The sequence below is a fragment of the Lentisphaera profundi genome (assembly GCF_028728065.1).
Lineage (GTDB): Bacteria > Verrucomicrobiota > Lentisphaeria > Lentisphaerales > Lentisphaeraceae > Lentisphaera > Lentisphaera profundi.
Genome location: NZ_CP117811.1, coordinates 2461155 through 2481248, shown reverse-complemented (window position 1 = coordinate 2481248; position 20094 = coordinate 2461155). Strand labels below are relative to the sequence as shown.

Sequence of the window (20094 nt, the reverse complement as noted above, 5' to 3'; positions counted from 1 at the left end):
TTAGATTTAAGATCAAATCATGAGTACGTTTAAAAAACTTTAGGAGCCTTATCGTGAAATATTTTTTATCTCTTCTTTTTCTTATGAATTTTGCGCTGTTCGCAAAGCCGATGAATTTTGTCTTTATTTTGGCCGATGATTTGGGGATCAAAGATCTCGGAGTGGAAGGCAGTACTTTTTATGAAACACCGAATTTAGATGCTTTAGCCAAGAGCTCGGCACGCTTTACGGATGGATACTCAACTTGTCAGGTGTGTTCGCCCTCACGAGCGAGTATTATGTTGGGTCAGTACCCTGCGACACATGGAATCACAGAATATATTGGCGCAGCATCGGGATTAAAATGGAAGCGTAACAATAAAGTGATGCCAGCAGAATATGTGCATGCTTTACCTGCGAAAGATATTACTATTGCAGAAGCTTTGAAGGAAGCTGGCTACAAAACTTTTTTCACGGGGAAGTGGCATCTAGGCAACAAGGGTTCCTACCCAGAGGATCATGGTTTTGATATTAATAAGGGCGGCTACGAAAAGGGAGGCCCTTACGGCAATGGTAAAGACGGAGGTTTTTTCTCGCCCTATGGAAATGCGAGTTTGGAAGATGGGCCGAAGGGTGAAAATTTAAGTGAACGTTTAGGGATGGAGACGGCAAAGTTTATTGAAGCTAACAAAGACGAGAAATTTTTTGCTTACTTATCTTTTTACGCGGTTCACGCTCCGATTCAAACTAGTCGTACTTTGTTTAAAAAGTATCAGGCAAAGGCTGAGAAAATGGGCTTGACTGGAGAGAAGCAGCGTTTTATTTTTGATCGTACTCAAGCGGTTCGCCAAGTACAGGATAATCCTATTTATGCGGGAATGATGGAAAGTATGGACAATGGAGTCGGTATTGTTTTAGATAAACTTAAAGAACTTGGCTTAGCTAAAAATACGGTAGTGATTTTCACGTCTGATAATGGTGGCGTATCATCCGGTGATGCTTATGCAACGGCTTGTCTACCCTTTAGAGGGGGTAAAGGCCGTCAATGGGAAGGCGGAATTCGCCAACCTTTCTACATTCATGTACCTGGCTTGGCAGACGAAGAGAAATTTGTGGGAGTTCCCGCCACGGGAGCCGATTTTTATCCGACAATCCTCGATTTAGCGGGTTTAGCCCTTAAACCTGAACAGCATGTAGATGGGGTGAGTTTAAAAGCGGCACTCGAAGGTCGCCCGATGCCTAAACGAGATCTTTTTTGGCATTATCCCCACTTTGGTAATCAAGGTGGTGAGCCTTCGTCAATCATTCGCTCGGGGAACTGGAAATTAATTCATTATTATGAAGATGGACGCAATGAACTCTATAAGATTGATGATGATATTGGTGAGCAGAATAATCTCGCAGCTAGTCATCCTGAAAAAGCTCAGGAGCTCGCCAAAAAGTTAGAGTCGTGGCTTCAAGAAAAAAAGGCTAAATTCCCAGAAAAAGATAAACGTTATGATGCAGAAAAAGCAAAACAGCAATTGGCGGGGAAGCAAAAGTTAGTTGGCATGGAAAAGAAACATGCCAATTACTTGAGTAAGGAATATAAGGGCAACGGCAAACAGCGCTCTAATGGCTATATAGAAGCTCGTTAATCTCTTGGAACAATAGCTAAACGCAAGCCCAAATTGTAAAGGCGGCCATCAGCTGAATACCAATCGCGTTTGGCGGCATAACAGTCGCCTGCGCCTTCGTGCCAGCTGGCACCACGAGTACTATGGACATTTGATTGTTTTGACGCGATAGGATCTATTAAATCCTTGGGATTGTAATGTTCATAATAATCTGAACACCATTCCCAAACGTTTCCATACATATCATGTATGCCCCAAGCATTGGAGTTTTTCGTTCCCACGGGATGGCATTGCTCATCTGAGTTGCCATCAAACCAAGCGAGTAAAGATAAATCGCCACTCGGTTTAGCGGAGCCATTTGCTTGGCAGGCATATTCCCATTGAGCCTCTGAGGGCAAGGCAAAAACGTATCCTTTTGGAAGTTGATCAGCCAACTGTGTATTCAGTTTATTGATCAAACTTTGGCATTCCTGCCATGAAACATAATAAATTGGATGCTGAGGACCTACGCCACGTAAGGACCAAAGAGGATTTGTGAGATCTCGTTGTTGTTGAATCGTTTTACCTGTGTACTGCAACCATTTTTCTTGGGTAAGTTCGTATTTTGCCATCCAGAAATTTTGACTGATAGTGACATTACGTGCGGGTTGTTGATCACTACTGCCCGCGCTTGTCCCCATGTGGAAATTTCCTTTGGGAATGGCTTGGAATGTCATTTCATCAATACTTAAAGATGAATCTTGGCTAGTGCAACTCATGAAGAGAAAAGTGAAAAGACTAATGATTAAAGTTGTTTTCATATAGAGCTCCTATTGTTCTTTAGCTGAGCGAGATTCAGCGTATTTTTTGGAGATTTGGATCGCCTGCTGACGATCGTCTTCATCGTAGTTCCAGAAGTCATTAATGACTTGATTGACGGCAAATTTTGAATTGTCAGCACCATTTTCTTTACGCATATCAGCGAATTGTTTTTTGAGTCGAAAGACGAGGTTCTTGGGTGCAGTTTCGTAGATATTTTGTAATTCGTGCGGATCATTCTCTAAGTCATAGAGTTCCCAAGCAGGAGGTGTTTCGGGACTTAAATCTTGAGGTTTAGCACCGTAATAGAGAATCAATTTATATTTTTTCGTGCGCATCGCAATATGAGCCGGATTATCGTGGTGAGCCATGTGCATCCAGTACTGATAATAGGCGGCTTGCTTCCAGTCTTTTGGTTCTTTGGTCGTTTCCAGAATAGAGCGAAAACTTCGGCCTTGCATGTATGAGGGAGTTTTGACTCCGGCATAATCTAACATCATCGCGGGGTAATCAATATTTTCGATAATCGCATCTGATTGTGAGCCTGCTTTAATTGTTTTTGGATAACGGATAATGAAGGGCATGCGCATGGTTTCCTCGTAGGCCCAGCGTTTGTCTTGGTAATCGTGTTCGCCGAGCATGAAGCCTTGGTCACCAGTATAAATAATAATGGTGTTATCATATAAGTTTTCTTTCTTTAAATAACTTATTAAGCGCTTCATATTATCATCAATTCCCTTGACGCAGCGGAGGTACTTTTTTAGGTAGGTTTGATAAGCAGTTCTCTTGGCTAAAGTCTCGTCTTTGATTCCTTTTGCCCAAGTATTGGCATAATTTCGACGCGTATTACGCAAACCAATTGAGGTGCCGATGTGATTGATGAGTTCATCTTTATGTCCCTTTGTGGCTAAAGAGCCATTGTTCTTGTTGTCCCATAGGCTGCTTGGTTCGGGGATGTGGACATCAGCTAAATAATTTTCATAACGTGGTGCGTAATGAAAGAAATCATGAGGGGCTTTAAAATGAAATTTGAGAAAGAATGCTTGCTTGGGCTTACGTTTATTGCTAAGCCAATCAAGAGCAGAATCGGTTAAACAATCCGATGAATGCCCGCGCATGACCACGGGAGAACCTATTTCATCACCATAAGTACCCTCAAAAAAATTCGGGTCGAAGTATTTACCCTGACCAGGAAGAACTTTGTAATAATCAAAGGCCGCGGGAAGTTTCTTTAAATGCCATTTACCAATCATGGCAGTCTGGTATCCCGCTCGGCGCATTTCGTGAGCGAGGTATTGTTGGTCAGAAGGAATACTGCCCTTTAAATCTAATACGCCATTAATGTGGGCGTATTGGCCAGTCATGATCGAGGCGCGACTAGGAGTGCAAATAGAATTAGAGCAAAATGCATTGCTCATGATGATGCCTTCTTTAGCGAGTTGGTCGATGGTCGGAGTGGGATTAAGTTTTGCTAAGCGTCCGCCATAAGCACCAATGGCTTGGCTTGTGTGGTCATCTGACATGATAAAGATGATATTGGGTTTGGAATCTGCTAAAGCCTGAAAGAGCAGAAAAAATGCTAGTATATATTTCATAAAACACCCTAGTTAATTTATTGAATCAAGGTAAGTTAATTTAACTAGTGGTATTTTTCAAGTACATGTAATAATTTTTCTGTCTTCACATGTGAGTTTGAATGTCTGAAAAATACGTATTATGTAATGTCGATTCAATAATTTAACTAGATGCACTTATGAAAGATTTAACTGGGACTTTACCAAAAGCTTTAATTGTATTGCAGTTTATGGCAGATAAACAAAAAGAGGTGAGCTTTCAAATGATTAAAAATCATTCGCAACTCAGTGCAAATGTTTTATCAAGGATATTGAAAACGTATATAGAATGGGGTTTTCTGGACAAAGATCCGGTTTCGGGTCTGTATAGTTTGGGCCCAGCAAGTTTTGATTTGAGCAAATCCATTCTCGAACGTAAATCTCTGGAGGATATAGTCCTTTCTGAAGTGAAGAAATTAGCTGGCAATACGCAGGAATCAGCCGCTTTTTTTACTTATGATGGTGAATGGGTGAAACTGATTGCGAAAGAAGAAGTCGCTAATTCCTATCATTACCTCAACTTAGAAAGTCGTGAAATTCACTCGGCAAATAATGCCTTTTTTTACTGTTTATTGCCTTTTTTATCACCTGAAAAGAGTCAGCGTATTTTCGACGAAAGTGAGGAGGCGTTTAATTATGATCCTGCAGAAGTTCTTGAAAACTTTAAAACAATTCGTGAGCAAGGATACTTCATTCGCAAAGAAAGCTATAAACGTGCCGATATAAGCCGTATTTGTGTACCGATCCTTCAAGGTGATACGGTCAAAGGTAGCGTGGGCGTGACTGTGAATAGTCACAATATTAGCGAAAGTGATTTAGCAGAGATCTTGCAGCAGTGTTTGTATACTGCAAGATCGATTAAAGCTCAGCTCTAGCAGCCTGTCGGACTTCTCTCCGTTCGACTCAAAACAGCGATACTTCGACGGATTATCACCCGAAAATCATTAAATATGCCTGATATTCGCCTCGTTGCGGATAATAACCGAATTTGTTTAGCTCATTTTTCGCTGCGAAGCTCAAAGTCCAATAGGCTGCTAGTCTAAGAGAGGAGCACTACGGCTTCCTTCACGGTAAGACTTGAGTAAATCTTTGAGTTCCTTTACAATCTCAAAATTTTGGGGGACAGGACACTTTTTATAATTTTGGGGGACTAATTTTGGGGGACAGGACACTTTTTAAAAAGGACGCGTATTCTTTGATTTCCTTTGGCTGACAGAATTTTGGGGGACAGGATACTTTTTTAAAGGACGAGTATTTTTGTATTTCCTTTGGCTATTTTTGGACTTTTGCGCGATTAGAGACGAGATAAAAGTGACTTGGTCAGGTATTTATCTCTACAAGTCAAAACTTTTTTAGATTGAATGAGATATTCTCATAAAATCTTGCGATAAATACACGAGCATTTAACTCAGTGATAATTTTCACTAAGTTAATGGCTTGTTTTTTATGGATTTTTAGAGGCCTTGCAGGCTAAATATACCAAGACCACTTTGATTCGATTTTTCCTCTCGTTTCAAACGACGCTCAAGCCGTTTCAGCGATTCTTTTTCGTAAGTTTTAGCAGCATGCTCCAAAACAAAAGTCTTACTTCCTACAAGCAAGCCCTTAGTCCAATACGAAGCTCGCCGCGAGATCTCCTCGAGTCTCTTTGAAACTTGGCTTTCTTCATCTTCTCCACCAAATAAAAAAGTTTGAACACTAAGGAAGGCTTTTCTCATTTCCTCCATTAAATCCCTAAAGTGTTCTTCATCAGATTTTGATTCAATATCACTTTTAAAATGCTTTATTAGTTCTTGCTTGTAAGGATGCTTGCCAGACCCACAGTACTGTCCGTAACTTGAGTAATTATAAAGACTTGCTTCCTTGTAAATATGAGCACGAACGGGATTGAGTTCGATATAAAGGAGGCATATCCAGAGATAAGATTTCTTTTCAATGAGTCCGCTAAAAAAGCGATCTTGCCAAAGTCTGCCTCGACGTGGATGAATGCTGCCGTACTTGTCTTTTCGGGTACGATTATACCAACGGGTGAAACGCTGTTGAAAATCTTTCATGAATTCCGAAATATCCCTCATACGACTTGCGAGTTTCGCAAGGAACTGTTCATTTTTCAAACAATTTTCATCGACTAAGTTAAATTTTTGACCGCGATATTTTTTGTAGCGCTTTACTACCGCCTTATGGCTTGGATTTTCCCTTGGAGCAAAGATCACGAGATGAAAATGATTGCTCATGCATACTGAGGAGAGAACGTCTATCGTATAAAACTCTCGCATTTGATTGAGTAGCTTGTAAAAATAGGCTTTTTCGATATCCCCAAAGGGACGGTCTTCTTTAAAACCTGCAACGCGGTTTGTTACGTGGTAATAGGAACCAACTGTGAGTTTAATTCTTGCTTTCCGTGCCATTTCATTTCTCCTTCTAGATTTTATATACCTAAAAGAATCTATATGCACTAATTTTTACTAGCAAGTTTTTACAGAGTTTTCCCCTTCAAAATTTAACCTGTCCCCATATCCTCGGTTTTATAGCCAAGAGGCTTTAGTATTTCCGGGATCGTAATTTCATTCAATGACATCGCGGGGTGCGGAGCCTTTTCATTATCACCGCTATGTCTTTCTATTCTCATGGGATAAGACCCCGTCAATAGAGATGCACGGGATGGGCCGCAGACGGTCTGGGCATAGAAGCTGGTGAACTTCATGCCCTCACTCGCCATTTTGTCGATATTAGGTGAGCCATAACAGCCCAGATCCTGGTACCCTTGGTCATCAGTATAAATAATAACAAAATTTGGTAGGCTTTCCGCCGCCGAAAGGTGAGTTAATCCAATGTAAAAAATCATAGAAACTGCTGTCATTAGCTTTCCCATTACTTTCGCTCCTTTTTCTTCTTAGGCTTTGTTAGTGCTTCAGTAGGCTCAACATTATAATCTTGTAAATTGGGTTTGTGATCGGTCATGCCGAAAACAAAGGATGTATGAGCGAGTAGGGCCTTTGTGGTTACAGATAGATAGGGTTCCTTGTTGAAAAAAGAATGCCCCGCGCCTTCGTAGATCAGTACATCGGCCTGGCCGCCTTTATCACGAATGGCCTGGGCAAAACGATGGGCTTGCTTTGGAACAATAGTTGTGTCTGCGGTGCCATGATAGAGCAGTGTATGTGGAGGCTTGTCTTTGATGATATAAATGGCGGATGCATTTTTCTTTTGGGCTTCAGTAGTGCCAGTATAATTGCCACCGCCAAAGCGGCTTCCATCACGCTGGAAAGCGTCAAAAAGTCCATTATAACCATCGTAAGAAATACACTCTGGAGTAAGCTGGGCTGCGATAGATGAAAGGTGCCCACCGGCCGAGCCTCCAGCAAGACCGACTCGGGTGAAGTCCAGGACGAGCTCGTCTTTTCTATGTCGAATGAAATCAATGGCGTCCAGCACATCTTTAATGACATTGGTGAATTTACCGCCTTGACCCTTGAGGCGATACTCGATTCGTACTCCGGCAATACCATGCTTGGCAAGTTCAAAGGACTGCGGACAAAATGCGCCTTTACTACCAGCGCCCCAACCACCACCATGAACAAAAAATACAACGGGGCATAGTTTCTTTTCTTTGGGACGTTCGATACGTAAATCCAAGGCAAGGGAATTTCCATTGGGAAGTTTAATTGTTTTAAACACAAAGCTATCCGATTGAACACTCGGGTATTTTGTTAAGAATTCGGTGGTTTGTTTTTCTGCAAATTTTTGACTATCGGCCCAGGTGTCCTTGGCCTGTACTGCGCAAGCGGCAAAAAGAGCTATAAGCCCGAAAATCGTAAATGGCTTCATTGCTTTTCCTTTTTTTAAATAGATTCCATAGACCTAAGAAATACGCTTTAGGCATAAAACTTTCACTGGGGAGGTGAAAAGTGGCGTTTGGGCTAAATTAGTTTCGACTAAAAAACACCAACCCAAAACACCACAGAGTTACGATACCCAAGAAAAACAAAAAAACTAGAATAACCCAGAAAGAATGTCGTAGAACAATCAAAGAAATTGGAGTCACCACAAACTGTCTAAGTTCACGATCAGGATTAGCACCTTTTGTTAATTTCATTAATGGCACTGGCATTTGTGATGAACTTGCGAAGGTATTACAAGATTTAAGAAAAAGTAAGAAAGGGATAAAGCTTGAAGAAGCCTTTTTTCAGTTGGTGCTCTTTTTCACAGACGGTACCGAAAGTAGTTTAAAAACTTTCGATACCTTGCAGAAAGATGAAGCTTGGCAAAAACTCTTGGGCTGTAAAAAATCTCTAGGTACCGCCGCCTTAAAAAGAATTCTTCACAAAGCTTATACGGTAGATCTTGAACTACTTCGACCTTTAGTCCGCAGGATTTTTCTTAGTGGAGTTTTGGGGACAGGACACTTTTTTAAAGGACGAGTATTTTTGTATTTCCTTTGGCTAGTTTTGGACTTTTGCGCGATTAGAGACGAGATAAAAGCGACTTGGTCAGGTATTGATCTCCACCAGTCAAAAATTTTTTGATTGAATGAGATATTCTCATAAAATCTTGCGATAAATACACAAGCATTTAACTCAGTGATAATTTCACTAAGTTCATGACTTGTTTTTTATGGTTTTTTAGATGCCTTGCAGGCTAAATATACCAAGACCACTTTGATTCGATTTTTCCTCTCGTTTCAAACGACGCTCAAGCCGTTTCAGCGATTCTTTTTCGTAAGTTTTAGCAGCATGCTCCAAAACAAAACTCTTACTTCCTACAAGTAAGCCCTTAGTCCAATAAGACGCTCGCCGCGAGATCTCCTCGAGTCTCTTTGAAACTTGGCTTTCTTCATCTTCTCCACCAAATAAAAAAGTTTGAACACTAAGGAAGGCTGTCCTCATTTCCTCCATTAAATCGGTAAAGTGTTCTTCATCAGATTTTGATTCAATATCACTTTTAAAATGCTTTATTAGTTCTTGCTTGTAAGGATGCTTGCCAGACCCACAGTACTGTCCGTAACTTGAGTAATTATAAAGACTTGCTTCATTGTAAATATGAGCACGAACGGGATTGAGTTCGATATAAAGGAGGCATATCCAGAGATAAGATTTCTTTTCAATGAGTCCGCTAAAAAAGCGATCTTGCCAAAGTCTGCCTCGACGTGGATGAATGCTGCCGTACTTGTCTTTTCGGGTACGATTATACCAACGGGTGAAACGCTGTTGGAAATCTTTCATGAACTCCGAAATATCCCTCATACGACTTGCGAGTTTCGCAAGGAACTGTTCATTTTTCAAACAATTTTCATCGACTAAGTTAAATTTTTGACCGCGATATTTTTTGTAGCGCTTTACTACCGCCTTATGGCTTGGGTTTTCCCTTGGTGCAAAGATCACGAGATGAAAATGATTGCTCATGCATACTGAGGAGAGAACGTCTATCGTATAAAACTCTCGCATTTGATTGAGTAGCTTGTAAAAATAGGCTTTTTCGATATCCCCAAAGGGACGGTCTTCTTTAAAACCTGCAACGCGGTTTGTTACGTGGTAATAGGAACCAACTGTGAGTTTAATTCTTGCTTTCCGTGCCATTTTATTTCTCCTTCTAGATTTTATATACCTAAAAGAATCTATATGCACTAATTTTTACTAGCAAGTTTTTACAGAGTTTTCCCCTTCAAAATTTAACCTGTCCCCGTTTTACTTTTTTGCCGAAAGGTACCGAGATCTACGCTGTAGGTGGAGTGGACCTGAGTAATGTTAAAGATTGGACTGAAGTAGGTGCCGATGGCTTTGGCTTGGGTGGTAGCCTGTATAAGCCAGGAAAAGATTTATCTCAACTAGCGCAAGATGCCCAAAGCTTCTGTCAATTATTTAAATAATTCAGATCTAGGATTTACTATTCTAGTGTACAATTGAAAGTAAAAAATCACGTTCCGCAAAGTGTGTGAGACTAAAGAAGATATTAGTAAATGCGGGACGTGATTAGAGTGATGAATTTTTTGCTTTAATCCAGTTCAATCTCTGCAATGGGGACAGGAGCTTCTGAAACATTCAAGTAGACATCAAATAAATAAATAAAACTAAATACATCGTCTACTTTTTAGAGAATTAGCTCGAGAATGACAAGGAGAGATTATAGGTGGAGGATTTTATCATAATGTAAAATAAATAATCGTGTAATTAATTGTGCTTTTTTGTAGCACTCGTTGTTTTTCCTTTGTTAATAATCCTACATTTACTAAAGATAGGCTTATTTATTATGAACAGAAAGAAATTCACTCTCATCGAACTACTTGTTGTTATAGCCATAGTAGCGATACTTGCAAGTTTACTTTTGCCAGCACTAAGAATTGCGAGAGAAAAATCAAAAATGGCAGTATGTAAAAGCAATATTAAGCAAATTAATTATGCTATGATGATGTACCATGATGATAATAATGGTTATTACCCTTTTTCAGATAATCAGAACTCAAGTGGTCCTCCGGGTCAGTATTCATGGGATGATTTATTATCTTCCTATGATGGAAGAGAGATAAGAGATACAGCTGCGTTACAGAACCAAGTTCTTTTAAAAAGTTTAGGATATAACTCAGATTTGTATTCATGTCCGTCGGATACATTACAACGTACTCATTGGATCGGAAATGCTAAAATTTCACCCGCAAGCTATGCTTTAACTGTTCGTTATTTTGGGGCTAATTGGGTACTAACTAATTGGGCTCGTGGAATCACGAGTAAAAATCCAAGTAGGACTCAAAATATTAGTAATTTGAATTCACCTTCAACAACTTTAACTATGGTAGAACTATCGGCTACAAACAGAATTGTCGGTCGCGGTGAGGGATCATTTGTGGCAATAGGTTCTTATCAAAATGAGCAAACTCCCCATGAAAAATATGGTAAAGACAATTACCTCATGGCAGATGGCAGTGTTAAAACAATGACTTTTTTGGGCACTTTAGCAAAAGATGGTGGTGGATCGGGTACTCCGAATGATATTCTTGACACTTTGTGGGATAGTGAAAAATAATCACGATAGCTAAAGATCTTAATTGTGTGAATTAAAATCGTAGGTTAATTCTTTTGCGAATCCCACATGGTGTCAGTTTGATCGGCGGCTGAGCCCATACCACCGTTGCTGTTTTGCATAGTTTGAAAATAACTCCATGATTCTACATGACCATCAACAAATAAAAAATTTGATTTAGTTAAACCCTCGTGAGGAACCCTATCGGGATTGTTGATGAGGGAAGAGGTTTTGATAATACTTTTATCTTTCCTACCAAGGCAGCGCTGGGTTTCCATGTATTCAAAGATCATTAAAGTTTCGCTTTGTTGATTAATTTCAGATATCTTCAAGCTTCGATTTATACGGCCAGTTGAACCACCGTAATTGTAGTCACCGATGATTCCTCTAGATGATGCATAAGTTTTAGGATTTGACCCACTCCCACCAGATAGCCAGCTTGGCGAATAAGATAGAGTAAGAGCATCTGGATCAGTCCCATATAGGCGTTGGATATCATCAGATGGGCATGCGTAAATTCCCGCATTTGATCGGCTTGCCTTGATAGCAGTATTAGTGTATAGGTCAGAATAAGCTACAGTTCGTCCATCATAACCTGCTAGATGCACTCCGACAGATCACTCTCATGTGCTATTAAAAAATAGCTTAAAGTTATAATTTCCAATAAAAAATCCCACTTAATCGCCTATATTGTAGTAGCTTACACCGACAATAACAGCAAGTGGGACTTTCAATGTACGATACTCTTTTTCCCGAATATTTCATCGAGGAATTACGGCAAACTATAGGAATTTTAAACGGACCATTGAAGATTGCGGGGCAAATCATACTTCGTCCTGAATTTCAAGAGATCAAAAAGGTAATTGAAGATGATCAACTTCAGTTGAGTAAAGATAGAGCTGCCACTAGAAACCGCGAGTTTAAAAATAGCTCTACCCAAAAAGACCCCCCAGCTGAATTGGTGGTGGCTTTGTTTATAGCCCGTCACTTTTATGATAATTGTTACGGTGAACGAGGCTATAGTATGCTATGTGAGAATAGTTCCTTGCAGCAGTTTATTGGGCGCTTGGGCATAGGAAGCTTCCCTTCACGCAATACGATTCATGAACAAGTCTCTGCTCTTTCTGAGAAGACCCTTAATCTTTTTCATCAAGCTATTTTGAACTGCGTTAAGGAGTGTGGCCTGGATGATTTTTCAGCAGTGATTATTGATTCTACAGTCATTAAGGCCGATTCAGCGTGGCCTGTCGATAGTCAATTACTAAAGAACCTTAGTTGCAAAATGATGAAAAACATCAGTGACGTTCATGATCAGCTTCCCTGTGTTGAGCGCAGGAAGATCCCTCTCAAACGCCTGCAAAATTACTGTGATTATATGAGTAAACTGGATTTCGAGATCTCTATGCTTAAAGGAAAAAAAGGAGCAAGAAAAATGAGGCAAAAGTTTTATACGCAAGAACTTTTACCGAGGTGCCGAAAATTTATTATTCGCCTGGAGAAGACTCTTCCTCAAATTAAACAACACTGTGAAAGTGCCAAAGTTCTGATGATTGACGAATGTCTATCTCGCTTCATAGATAAAGTTTTGATGGTTGAACATCGCTTCAACATGGCTCCTAAGGACTACGATACGAAGACGGCACGGAAAATTTACAGCATGAGTGATAATGATGCAGCATTTATTAAAAAGGGTGGTCGAGAAACCGTATTTGGCTACCGACCAAATTTCGCCTTTAGTGCCAATGGTTTTCTGACATCATTCACCCTAGAATCTGGAAACACCAGTGACAGCAAGGCCTTCAGTAATTGCCTTGATGAAAATAAAAAGATGACGGGCGAGAGCGCAATGATGATCAGTGTGGATGACGGATATAGCTCTGCCGCCAATTTAGATTATGCCATCGAAAAAGGGGCAACATTAGTCAGTGTTAGTGGCTCAAAGGGAAAGAAGCTCTTAGGAGAAGATATTTATGAGAGTGAAAACTACCAACTTGCGAGAAATATTCGATCAATTTCCGAAGCAGGTATTTCAAAGCTGAAGAACTATCACAATCTTGAGCGATTTACCGTTTGTGGCTTAAAGAGGGTTCGTCAAGAAACTCTCATAAGCGCCATAGGATTCAACTTGGAAAGGATCTGCCAGTTATTATGTCAAATAGAGCTTGAGGTCGCTGCATAGAATGTCGGAGTGCATCTAGTCTAAGAGAGGAGCACTACGGCTTCCTTCACGGTAAGACTTGAGTAAATCTTTGAGTTCCTTTACAATCTCAGGATGCTGATCATAAAGATTATTCTTTTGTGAAATGTCATTCTTTAGGTTATAAAGCAAGCCAGGAGCTTTGCGATTAACTTGATGGAAGCCATTCTTTACTGAGAAAATTTTATCATGGCCTCCGCTGTGATGCCCCGTATAAGTATCTAGATATAACCAGTCGCCACGACGAATCGCAAATTTATCTGTTTTAGTATTTTGTACAGTCGCCTCACGTAGGGGAGATGAATAACTTTCACTTTTCAAAACAGGTAAAATATTGTAACTATCCACGGCTTCGTTTTCTTTGAGGTTCGCACCAGTGATTTTTGCCATAGTAGCCATTAGGTCTACTTGGCTAATCGTTTCAAGCGAAATTGAGGTTTTAATTTTTCCGGGCCAAGAAACGATAAAGGGAACGCGGTGGCCACCTTCGTAAATATCGCGCTTCAAACCACGCAAAATACCGGGACTACTATGACCCGTCTTTTCCAAACGTTTGTAGGCATAATGCTCAGGACCATTATCTGCAGTGAAGATCACAATAGAATTTTGATCCAAACCTTTTTCTTTGAGTTTATCTAAAACTTGACCCGTGACCCAATCAACTTGGCAAACAAAATCTCCGTAGGGACCAGCTTGGCTCATGCCGATAAATTCTTTGTTGGGAATAATTGGCGCGTGAGGTGCTGGGAGAGCAAAATAAAGGAAAAAAGGCTGATCTTTTTTTTGCTGTGAAATGAATTCAACTGCTTTCTTAGTTAGAGTGGGTAGCACTTGATAAATATCCCAGTCTTTTACAGCGGGACCAGGGCGACATTCCCAGCCACCTTCAGGGGGTCTAGTTCCTTTGAGATCAAGCATCGTGCTAGGAGCTTCAATGACACGATCATTTTCTACCCAGCAATAAGGAGGAAAATTGATGACTCCATCGCCAAAATATGTATCGAAACCAATGCTGAGAGGTCCGCCAGGAATGGCTTTGCTCCAATCAAAAGCCGCTGGGGTATAAGCACTTTTTTTCCCTGCTTTAGTTTTGGCTTCAGGATCAATCATAATAGATTTCCAATTGAAGCCTAAATGCCATTTGCCAATAGCAGCGGTTTTATAACCTTGCCCTTTTAACATGCGAGGAAGAGTCATTTCATTTTCTTTGAAGACAGATTCACCAAAAGAATTGACGATGCCATGCATCCGTCGCCAATGATAATTACCTGTCAGTAAAGCGTAGCGACTGGGCGTACAAATTCCAGAAGAGCTATGGCCATCATCAAAACGCATGCCATTGGCCGCAAGTTTATCGAGATTTGGTGTCGGTATTTTACTCTCGGGATTCATGTTGGACATATCGCCGTAGCCCATGTCATCGGCATAGATAATAATGATATTAGGTTTATCGCTAGCAATAGTCTGAAAACCTAGCAAGACAAACAAGAGGCTCGTTAAATATTTGGTCATAATTTATTCCTATTTAATTTGGTGTTATCAAGATAATACGAAAGGAATTTAAGTCATTGACTTCACTTTTCAGTAATATTAGAACTAATGAGAGCATTGTTATTATTTGATTATGGCAAAGCTTAAGTTTGAGCTGATTTCACAGTAAAATCATAGTGGGAAATAATTAATTTGATTGTGAGCAGGAGTCACTTTTTCTTCTAGCGTTGGTTTTTTATCTCAAAACTAGCGATTCATTTTTAAGACTTAGTCAGATTGCGTAAGTTGATGAAGTAATGACCTACGTCGTCTAAAGAGATTTTAATTTAATAGGTTATTTATGAAAGTAAAAATTATATTTTTCACCACAATTGTTTGTCTATGGACTTTTGTGAGTTTAGCAGCACCGCGTCCTAATGTTGTTTTAATTATGTGTGATGATTTAAATGATTACATATCTGGAATGGGAAGCCACCCTCAGGTACGCACTCCAAATTTAGAGAAATTCGCGAAAAGCGCAGTGGCTTTTAAGAGGGCCTACTCAAATAACCCTGTGTGTGCACCTTCTCGTGCGAGCATTTTTACTGGAATTTACCCCCATCAATCAAAAAATTTATTTTGGCAAAAATGGTATCAACAAGATACTTTGAAGCACTGTAAAACGATGATGGAAATGTTTAAAGAGAATGGCTATCACGTGGTGGGTTCAGGAAAATTACTTCATCATAATAAAGCTTCAATTTATACTGAATTTCACAAAGAAGCTAACTATGGTCCTTTTTGGAAAGTGGGCAAAGACTTAAAAGCCCATCCCGATGTTCCGGCTCCTTTTAGTGAGATCGGAGCCATTGATGGTTCCTATGGTTCTCTAGAAAGTGCTATAGATAATGAGAGTGAGAATGCCTTTTGGTTTTTTGGCGACTGGAAATCAAAAAAAGCTTATAATGCTACTGGGCCCGATCGCGATCCGACTCCAGATGAGTACAATGCCAAGTGGGCAGCAGAGCAAATTGCTGAATTTGATAAGGAAAATATTAAAAAACCTTTTTTTCTTTCAGTGGGATTTATACGGCCACACACGCCTTTGCATGTTCCGCAAAAATATTTTGATATGTTTCCACAAAAAGATATTATTTTGCCCGAAATCAAAATGAATGATAAAGATGATACCTTTTATGAATCGGTTTTTGAAGCGGATCAGAAAGGCTTGAAATACTTTCGTTTATTAAAGGAATCTTATCCGAATCAAGAAGCAGGTTTACGAGCCTTTACTCAAGCGTATTTAGCCTGTATCACGGCAGTGGATGAAAATATTGGTCAAGTTATTGACGCAGTAGATAAGAGTCGTTTTAAGGACAATACCATTGTGATTTTCACTTCGGATCATGGATGGAATATGGGTGAGAAAGATTTCTTATTTAAGAATTCATTGTGGGAAGAAAGTGCAAGAATTCCCTTTATTATTCGGGCCCCTAAAGTAGCTCAATCAGGCATGGTAGCAGAGCAGCCGATTTCCCTTATTGACCTTTATCCCACTTTAGTAGATTTGTGTTCTTTAGAAGGCGATAATCGCAAAAATGATAAGGGGATTCGACTCAGTGGCTTTAGCATACGTCCCTTTTTAGAAGATCCTAAGAATGGAGAATGGCAAGGACCCAATTCTGCTCTGACGATGGTTTATGCGGGGCCTCACACGGGCTGGGATCCCAGCTTACAGCATTGGACTTTACGCTCAAAAGACTGGCGTTACATACGTTATAATAATGGCAAAGAAGAGCTCTATAAACATGATGTAGATCCAGGCGAACATACAAATTTGGCAATGAATCCTGAGTACACCGAAGTCAAAGAAAAGATGAAAGCAGAATTAATTGCCATGGCCGAATTAGATTTCTCTAAAACTGTACCAAGCACAAGATCGAAAGAGAATGGCACTCAGAAAAAATCGAGTTCTGAGAGTAAGAAGAGTGCTGTGGACTGGAAAAAAGCTTATTTCAAAAAGAATCCTAGTGCAGATTCGAACAAGGATGGGGACTTGTCTTGGTCTGAATTACAAAAGCATAAAAATCTTAAGAAATAAAACTTCGATCGACCCAGCAGGGTGAGTGATGATAAGCACTAAATCATTTATTATATGATAAAAAATTCAAGAAAATAAAATAAGGAAAAACATGAAGAAAATCACAAAAATGGCGATTTTTTCGACCTTAGCGCTACAAGTATTTGCGACAGAAAATTGGCAAAATCAAGAAATTATCCAAGTAAATGCTAAAGCTCCACAGGCCAGTTTTAAAGTGTACTCGAATCGCAGTACGGCATTGAGCTTTGGTCAAAGCATTAATGAAAAAAGTTTGAATGGTCAGTGGAAGTTTCATTGGTCAAAAAATCCCGCTGAAAGACCCAAGGACTTTCACAAAAAAGATTTTGATGCAAGTATTTGGAAAGAAATTCGAGTCCCTAGTAACTGGCAGATCCAAGGCTACGGTCAGCCGCTTTACACAAATATCAAGTATCCATTTAGTATTGAAAACCCTCCCCATATTGATAATAAGGATAATCCCGTAGGATCCTATATAACTGAATTTAGTGTTCCTCAAAATTTCTCAGAAAAGAAAACTCATCTTCATTTTGCGGGAGTGAACTCAGCTTTTTATCTTTGGATCAATGGTCAGTATGTGGGTTATTCACAGGGATCTCGAACACCAGCTGAGTTTGATATAAGTAAATATCTAAAAGCAGGTAAAAATAAGCTAGCAGCAGAAGTCTATCGTTGGGGCGATGGTGCCTTTTTGGAAGATCAAGATTTTTGGCGTTTATCAGGTATTTTTCGGGATGTGACTTTGAAGGCTGTAAGTCATCAAAACATTCATGATTATACCCTTAATACAGAATTAGACGATCAATACAAAAATGCAAAACTTCAAGTTTCGATTGATATTGAGAATTCGGCAGGGACAAGCGTCGAACTCGAGTTATTTGATGGTGAATCTAAGCCTATTTTTAAGAAAATCACAAAAGCTACGAGTGAGCAAATCAAGCTTGAAGTAGCCATTGCGAAGCCCGCAAAATGGACTCCGGAAAGTCCTAATCTTTATAAGTTATTAATGACTTTGAAGGATAAAGAAGGCAAAGTTCTGCAAGTGATCCCACAGAATGTCGGTTTTCGAGAAGTAGAGATTAAGCAAGGAGTTTTTCTCGTTAATGGTCAGAAAGTGAAGTTAAAGGGTGTGAACCGCCATGAGCATTCGGCGGATAATGGCCAAGTTGTGAGTGGAGAAGAAATGATGCGCGACTTAAAGCTCTTCAAAGAAAATAATATCAATGCAGTGCGCACGAGTCATTATCCAAATGTACCTGAGTTTTACGATTTATGTGACCGCTATGGTATTTTTGTTTTGGATGAAGCCAATATCGAGACTCATGAGTTTGGTGCAACGAGTAATAAAAATATTATTGCTACAGATCCAAGTTGGGCAAAAGCAATTATGGATCGAGTTAATCGCTTAGCTGAACGAGATAAAAATCATGCTTGCGTGGTTATTTGGTCTTTGGGCAATGAATCGGGAACGGGACCCAATTTTGAAAAAGCGTATGAAATGCTTAAGGCAAAATATCCTCATCGTCCCGTTCATTATGAGGGGGGATATAAATACAAAAGTGTTGAGAGTGATTTTTATTCCCGTATGTATGCGGATGAGAAGTGGATTGGAGCGGAAGATAAACCGTCTTTACTTTGTGAATACTCTCATGCCATGGGCAACTCTAGTGGGAATTTACGGGAGTACTGGGAAGAAAATATTTATAAAAATGATCGCTATACAGGCGGGTTTATATGGGATTGGATGGATCAAGGTATACGCCAAAAAGTTCCTGCGGAATTCGCTAAGAATATTGGAGTTGGGCCCGTAAAAGATGCGTTCTTTGCTTATGGCGGTTGGTTTGATAATCCCTACAGCAATGATGGTAACTTCTGTATGAATGGCTTGATTGCCGCAGATTGGTCAGCACACCCAGGTTTATATGCGGTCAAATACGCTTATAGCAATATAAAGGTTACAGAGGTGGATTTAGTCCAAGGTAAAGTGGAGGTACTCAACCGTTTTGATTACTCTCATTTGGATGAGATGGTTGAGGGCTATTGGTCCATTGAAGAAAATGGACAAGTTCTAGCGAAAGGTCGATTAGAAAATTTAGATATTGCCCCTAAAGCCAGTAAGCAATTGACGATTCCCTTGCCGAAAATTGAAAAATTTATGGGCAGTGAATATTTTCTCAATTTGCGTTTTGTGAGTAAAGCCGCTTATTCATCTTTAGTAAAACCGGGACATCAACTTAGTTCTGCACAGTTCACATTAGGGGGACAATTTGGCGAAGGTGAGAACACAAGCGTTAAAGAAAATTGGAAGGTCGAAGATCGTGCCGAAACGTTGCTGATTAGAGGAAAAAATAGCCAAGTTACCTTTGATAAGAAATCAGGGCTTTTGACGACTTATTCTTTGGATTCAAATGAAATGATTTCAGGGCCCTTAGAATACAATTTTTGGCGAGCGTTCACTGATAATGATAAGTTGCCACTCAAATCCAAGAAACTAAAGGATATTTGGCGTCAGCTGGGAAGTGATTATAAAGTTACAAAATTCAGCTTTGATAAAGAAATGAATGGCAGTGTGAAAGTTAATGTTGAAATCAACTTCCCTAAAGTTATGGCTTCGGTTAAAACAAGCTATTCATTGATGACTTCGGGTGAAATCCAGGTAAGTAATTCTTATGATTTCAGTAAAATGAAGAAGAAAGTAGGCTTGCCACATCGCCTAGGAATGAAGCTACAAATACCAGCTGAGTTTGAACAGATATCATGGTATGGCCGTGGACCAAGTACTACTTATTCCGATCGGAATTATGAACCCGTAGCCTTATTCGAATCGACAGTTGATGAACAGTGGGTAGAATACAGTCGGCCCCAAGAGAATGGCAATAAAGTCGATATGCGTTGGATGAGTTTAAGCAATAAATCAGGTCTCGGACTTAAGTTTATTGCAGATCAGCAGTTCTTAAGTGGTGGCGCTAAATTCTACACCATAGAAGCCATGGAGAAGGTCAAGTACTCATTTCAATTGGAACGTAGTCCCAAAGTGATTGTGAATTTGGATCATGTACAAATGGGAGTAGGGGGCAATAATAGCTGGGGAGCGATTGCACTTAAGCCCTACTTGTTAAATAAGAAAAAATATAACTATAGCTTTGTGATTAAGTCGACTAAGTAAATACGACTCGCCATTAAGCGTGTTGCTACTTTTTTTAGTATGGCCCCGAGGGCTCCTCGGCCACCGGAGGGTGCTGCCACACAGGCGATAAAAATACCTGGGGCTCTGCCCCAAAACTCGCT

15 protein-coding genes and 1 pseudogene are annotated in these 20094 nt (G+C 39.9%); 8 read left to right on the top strand and 8 right to left on the bottom strand.

Annotation, left to right across the window (positions count from 1 at the left end; genetic code table 11):
• Positions 1 to 83 precede the first annotated feature (83 nt).
• Positions 84 to 1616, top strand: a complete 1533-nt coding sequence (locus PQO03_RS10110) for a sulfatase (RefSeq protein WP_420792862.1) — start codon at positions 84 to 86, stop codon at positions 1614 to 1616.
• Here the strand turns inward: PQO03_RS10110 and PQO03_RS10105 are convergent.
• Positions 1613 to 2395, bottom strand: coding sequence for a formylglycine-generating enzyme family protein (locus PQO03_RS10105; protein ID WP_274150050.1), 783 nt, complete (start codon positions 2393 to 2395; stop codon positions 1613 to 1615). The genes PQO03_RS10110 and PQO03_RS10105 overlap by 4 nt on opposite strands.
• A gap of 9 nt (positions 2396 to 2404) precedes the next feature.
• A complete protein-coding gene (locus PQO03_RS10100) occupies positions 2405 to 3988 on the bottom strand; it encodes a sulfatase family protein (protein WP_274150049.1) in 1584 nt (527 codons plus the stop codon).
• A gap of 158 nt (positions 3989 to 4146) precedes the next feature.
• On the opposite strand from PQO03_RS10100, the gene PQO03_RS10095 reads away from it, so the two are divergent.
• On the top strand, positions 4147 to 4881 hold the full coding sequence (locus tag PQO03_RS10095) for an IclR family transcriptional regulator (protein WP_274150048.1): 735 nt from the start codon (positions 4147 to 4149) through the stop codon (positions 4879 to 4881).
• 579 nt (positions 4882 to 5460) lie between these two features.
• On the opposite strand, the gene PQO03_RS10090 is transcribed toward PQO03_RS10095, so the two are convergent.
• From PQO03_RS10090 to PQO03_RS10080, 3 genes are all read right to left on the bottom strand, one after another.
• Positions 5461 to 6414 (bottom strand): transposase, encoded by a 954-nt coding sequence (locus tag PQO03_RS10090; RefSeq protein WP_274150046.1) that lies wholly within the window; start codon positions 6412 to 6414, stop codon positions 5461 to 5463.
• A 92-nt stretch (positions 6415 to 6506) separates the two neighbouring features.
• Positions 6507 to 6878, bottom strand: coding sequence for a sulfatase-like hydrolase/transferase (locus PQO03_RS10085; protein WP_274150044.1), 372 nt, complete (start codon positions 6876 to 6878; stop codon positions 6507 to 6509).
• Complete coding sequence (locus tag PQO03_RS10080) at positions 6878 to 7834, bottom strand: alpha/beta hydrolase family protein (RefSeq protein WP_274150042.1); 957 nt, start codon at positions 7832 to 7834, stop codon at positions 6878 to 6880. The genes PQO03_RS10085 and PQO03_RS10080 overlap by 1 nt, the downstream gene beginning before the upstream one ends.
• A 40-nt stretch (positions 7835 to 7874) precedes the next feature.
• Between PQO03_RS10080 and PQO03_RS10075 the strand changes: the two are divergent.
• A pseudogene (locus PQO03_RS10075) lies at positions 7875 to 8397 on the top strand (IS1380 family transposase); the annotation flags it as partial.
• 231 nt (positions 8398 to 8628) lie between these two features.
• On the opposite strand, the gene PQO03_RS10070 reads toward PQO03_RS10075, so the two are convergent.
• A complete protein-coding gene (locus tag PQO03_RS10070; protein WP_274150040.1) occupies positions 8629 to 9582 on the bottom strand; it encodes a transposase in 954 nt (317 codons plus the stop codon).
• A 116-nt stretch (positions 9583 to 9698) separates the two neighbouring features.
• Here PQO03_RS10070 and PQO03_RS10065 point away from each other — a divergent pair, with 116 nt between their 5' ends.
• On the top strand, positions 9699 to 9872 hold the full coding sequence (locus tag PQO03_RS10065) for a beta/alpha barrel domain-containing protein (protein ID WP_274150037.1): 174 nt from the start codon (positions 9699 to 9701) through the stop codon (positions 9870 to 9872).
• Between the two features lie 380 nt (positions 9873 to 10252).
• The gene (locus PQO03_RS10060; protein ID WP_274150035.1) at positions 10253 to 11023 is read left to right on the top strand and encodes a prepilin-type N-terminal cleavage/methylation domain-containing protein; all 771 of its coding nucleotides are present in this window, start codon (positions 10253 to 10255) and stop codon (positions 11021 to 11023) included.
• Between the two features lie 44 nt (positions 11024 to 11067).
• On the opposite strand, the gene PQO03_RS10055 is transcribed toward PQO03_RS10060, so the two are convergent.
• A complete protein-coding gene (locus PQO03_RS10055) occupies positions 11068 to 11628 on the bottom strand; it encodes a hypothetical protein (protein ID WP_274150033.1) in 561 nt (186 codons plus the stop codon).
• A 125-nt stretch (positions 11629 to 11753) separates the two neighbouring features.
• On the opposite strand from PQO03_RS10055, the gene PQO03_RS10050 reads away from it, so the two are divergent.
• The gene (locus PQO03_RS10050) at positions 11754 to 13199 is read left to right on the top strand and encodes a transposase (RefSeq protein WP_274150031.1); all 1446 of its coding nucleotides are present in this window, start codon (positions 11754 to 11756) and stop codon (positions 13197 to 13199) included.
• Between the two features lie 15 nt (positions 13200 to 13214).
• Here the strand turns inward: PQO03_RS10050 and PQO03_RS10045 are convergent, their stop codons facing one another.
• Positions 13215 to 14729 (bottom strand): sulfatase family protein, encoded by a 1515-nt coding sequence (locus PQO03_RS10045; protein WP_274150029.1) that lies wholly within the window; start codon positions 14727 to 14729, stop codon positions 13215 to 13217.
• 319 nt (positions 14730 to 15048) lie between these two features.
• Between PQO03_RS10045 and PQO03_RS10040 the strand changes: the two genes are divergently transcribed.
• Entirely contained in the window at positions 15049 to 16788 is a 1740-nt protein-coding gene (locus tag PQO03_RS10040; protein WP_274150027.1) for a sulfatase, read from the top strand.
• Positions 16789 to 16879: 91 nt separating this feature from the next.
• On the top strand, positions 16880 to 19972 hold the full coding sequence (gene lacZ / locus PQO03_RS10035; protein ID WP_274150025.1) for a beta-galactosidase, LacZ type: 3093 nt from the start codon (positions 16880 to 16882) through the stop codon (positions 19970 to 19972).
• The last annotated feature ends 122 nt before the right edge of the window (positions 19973 to 20094 follow it).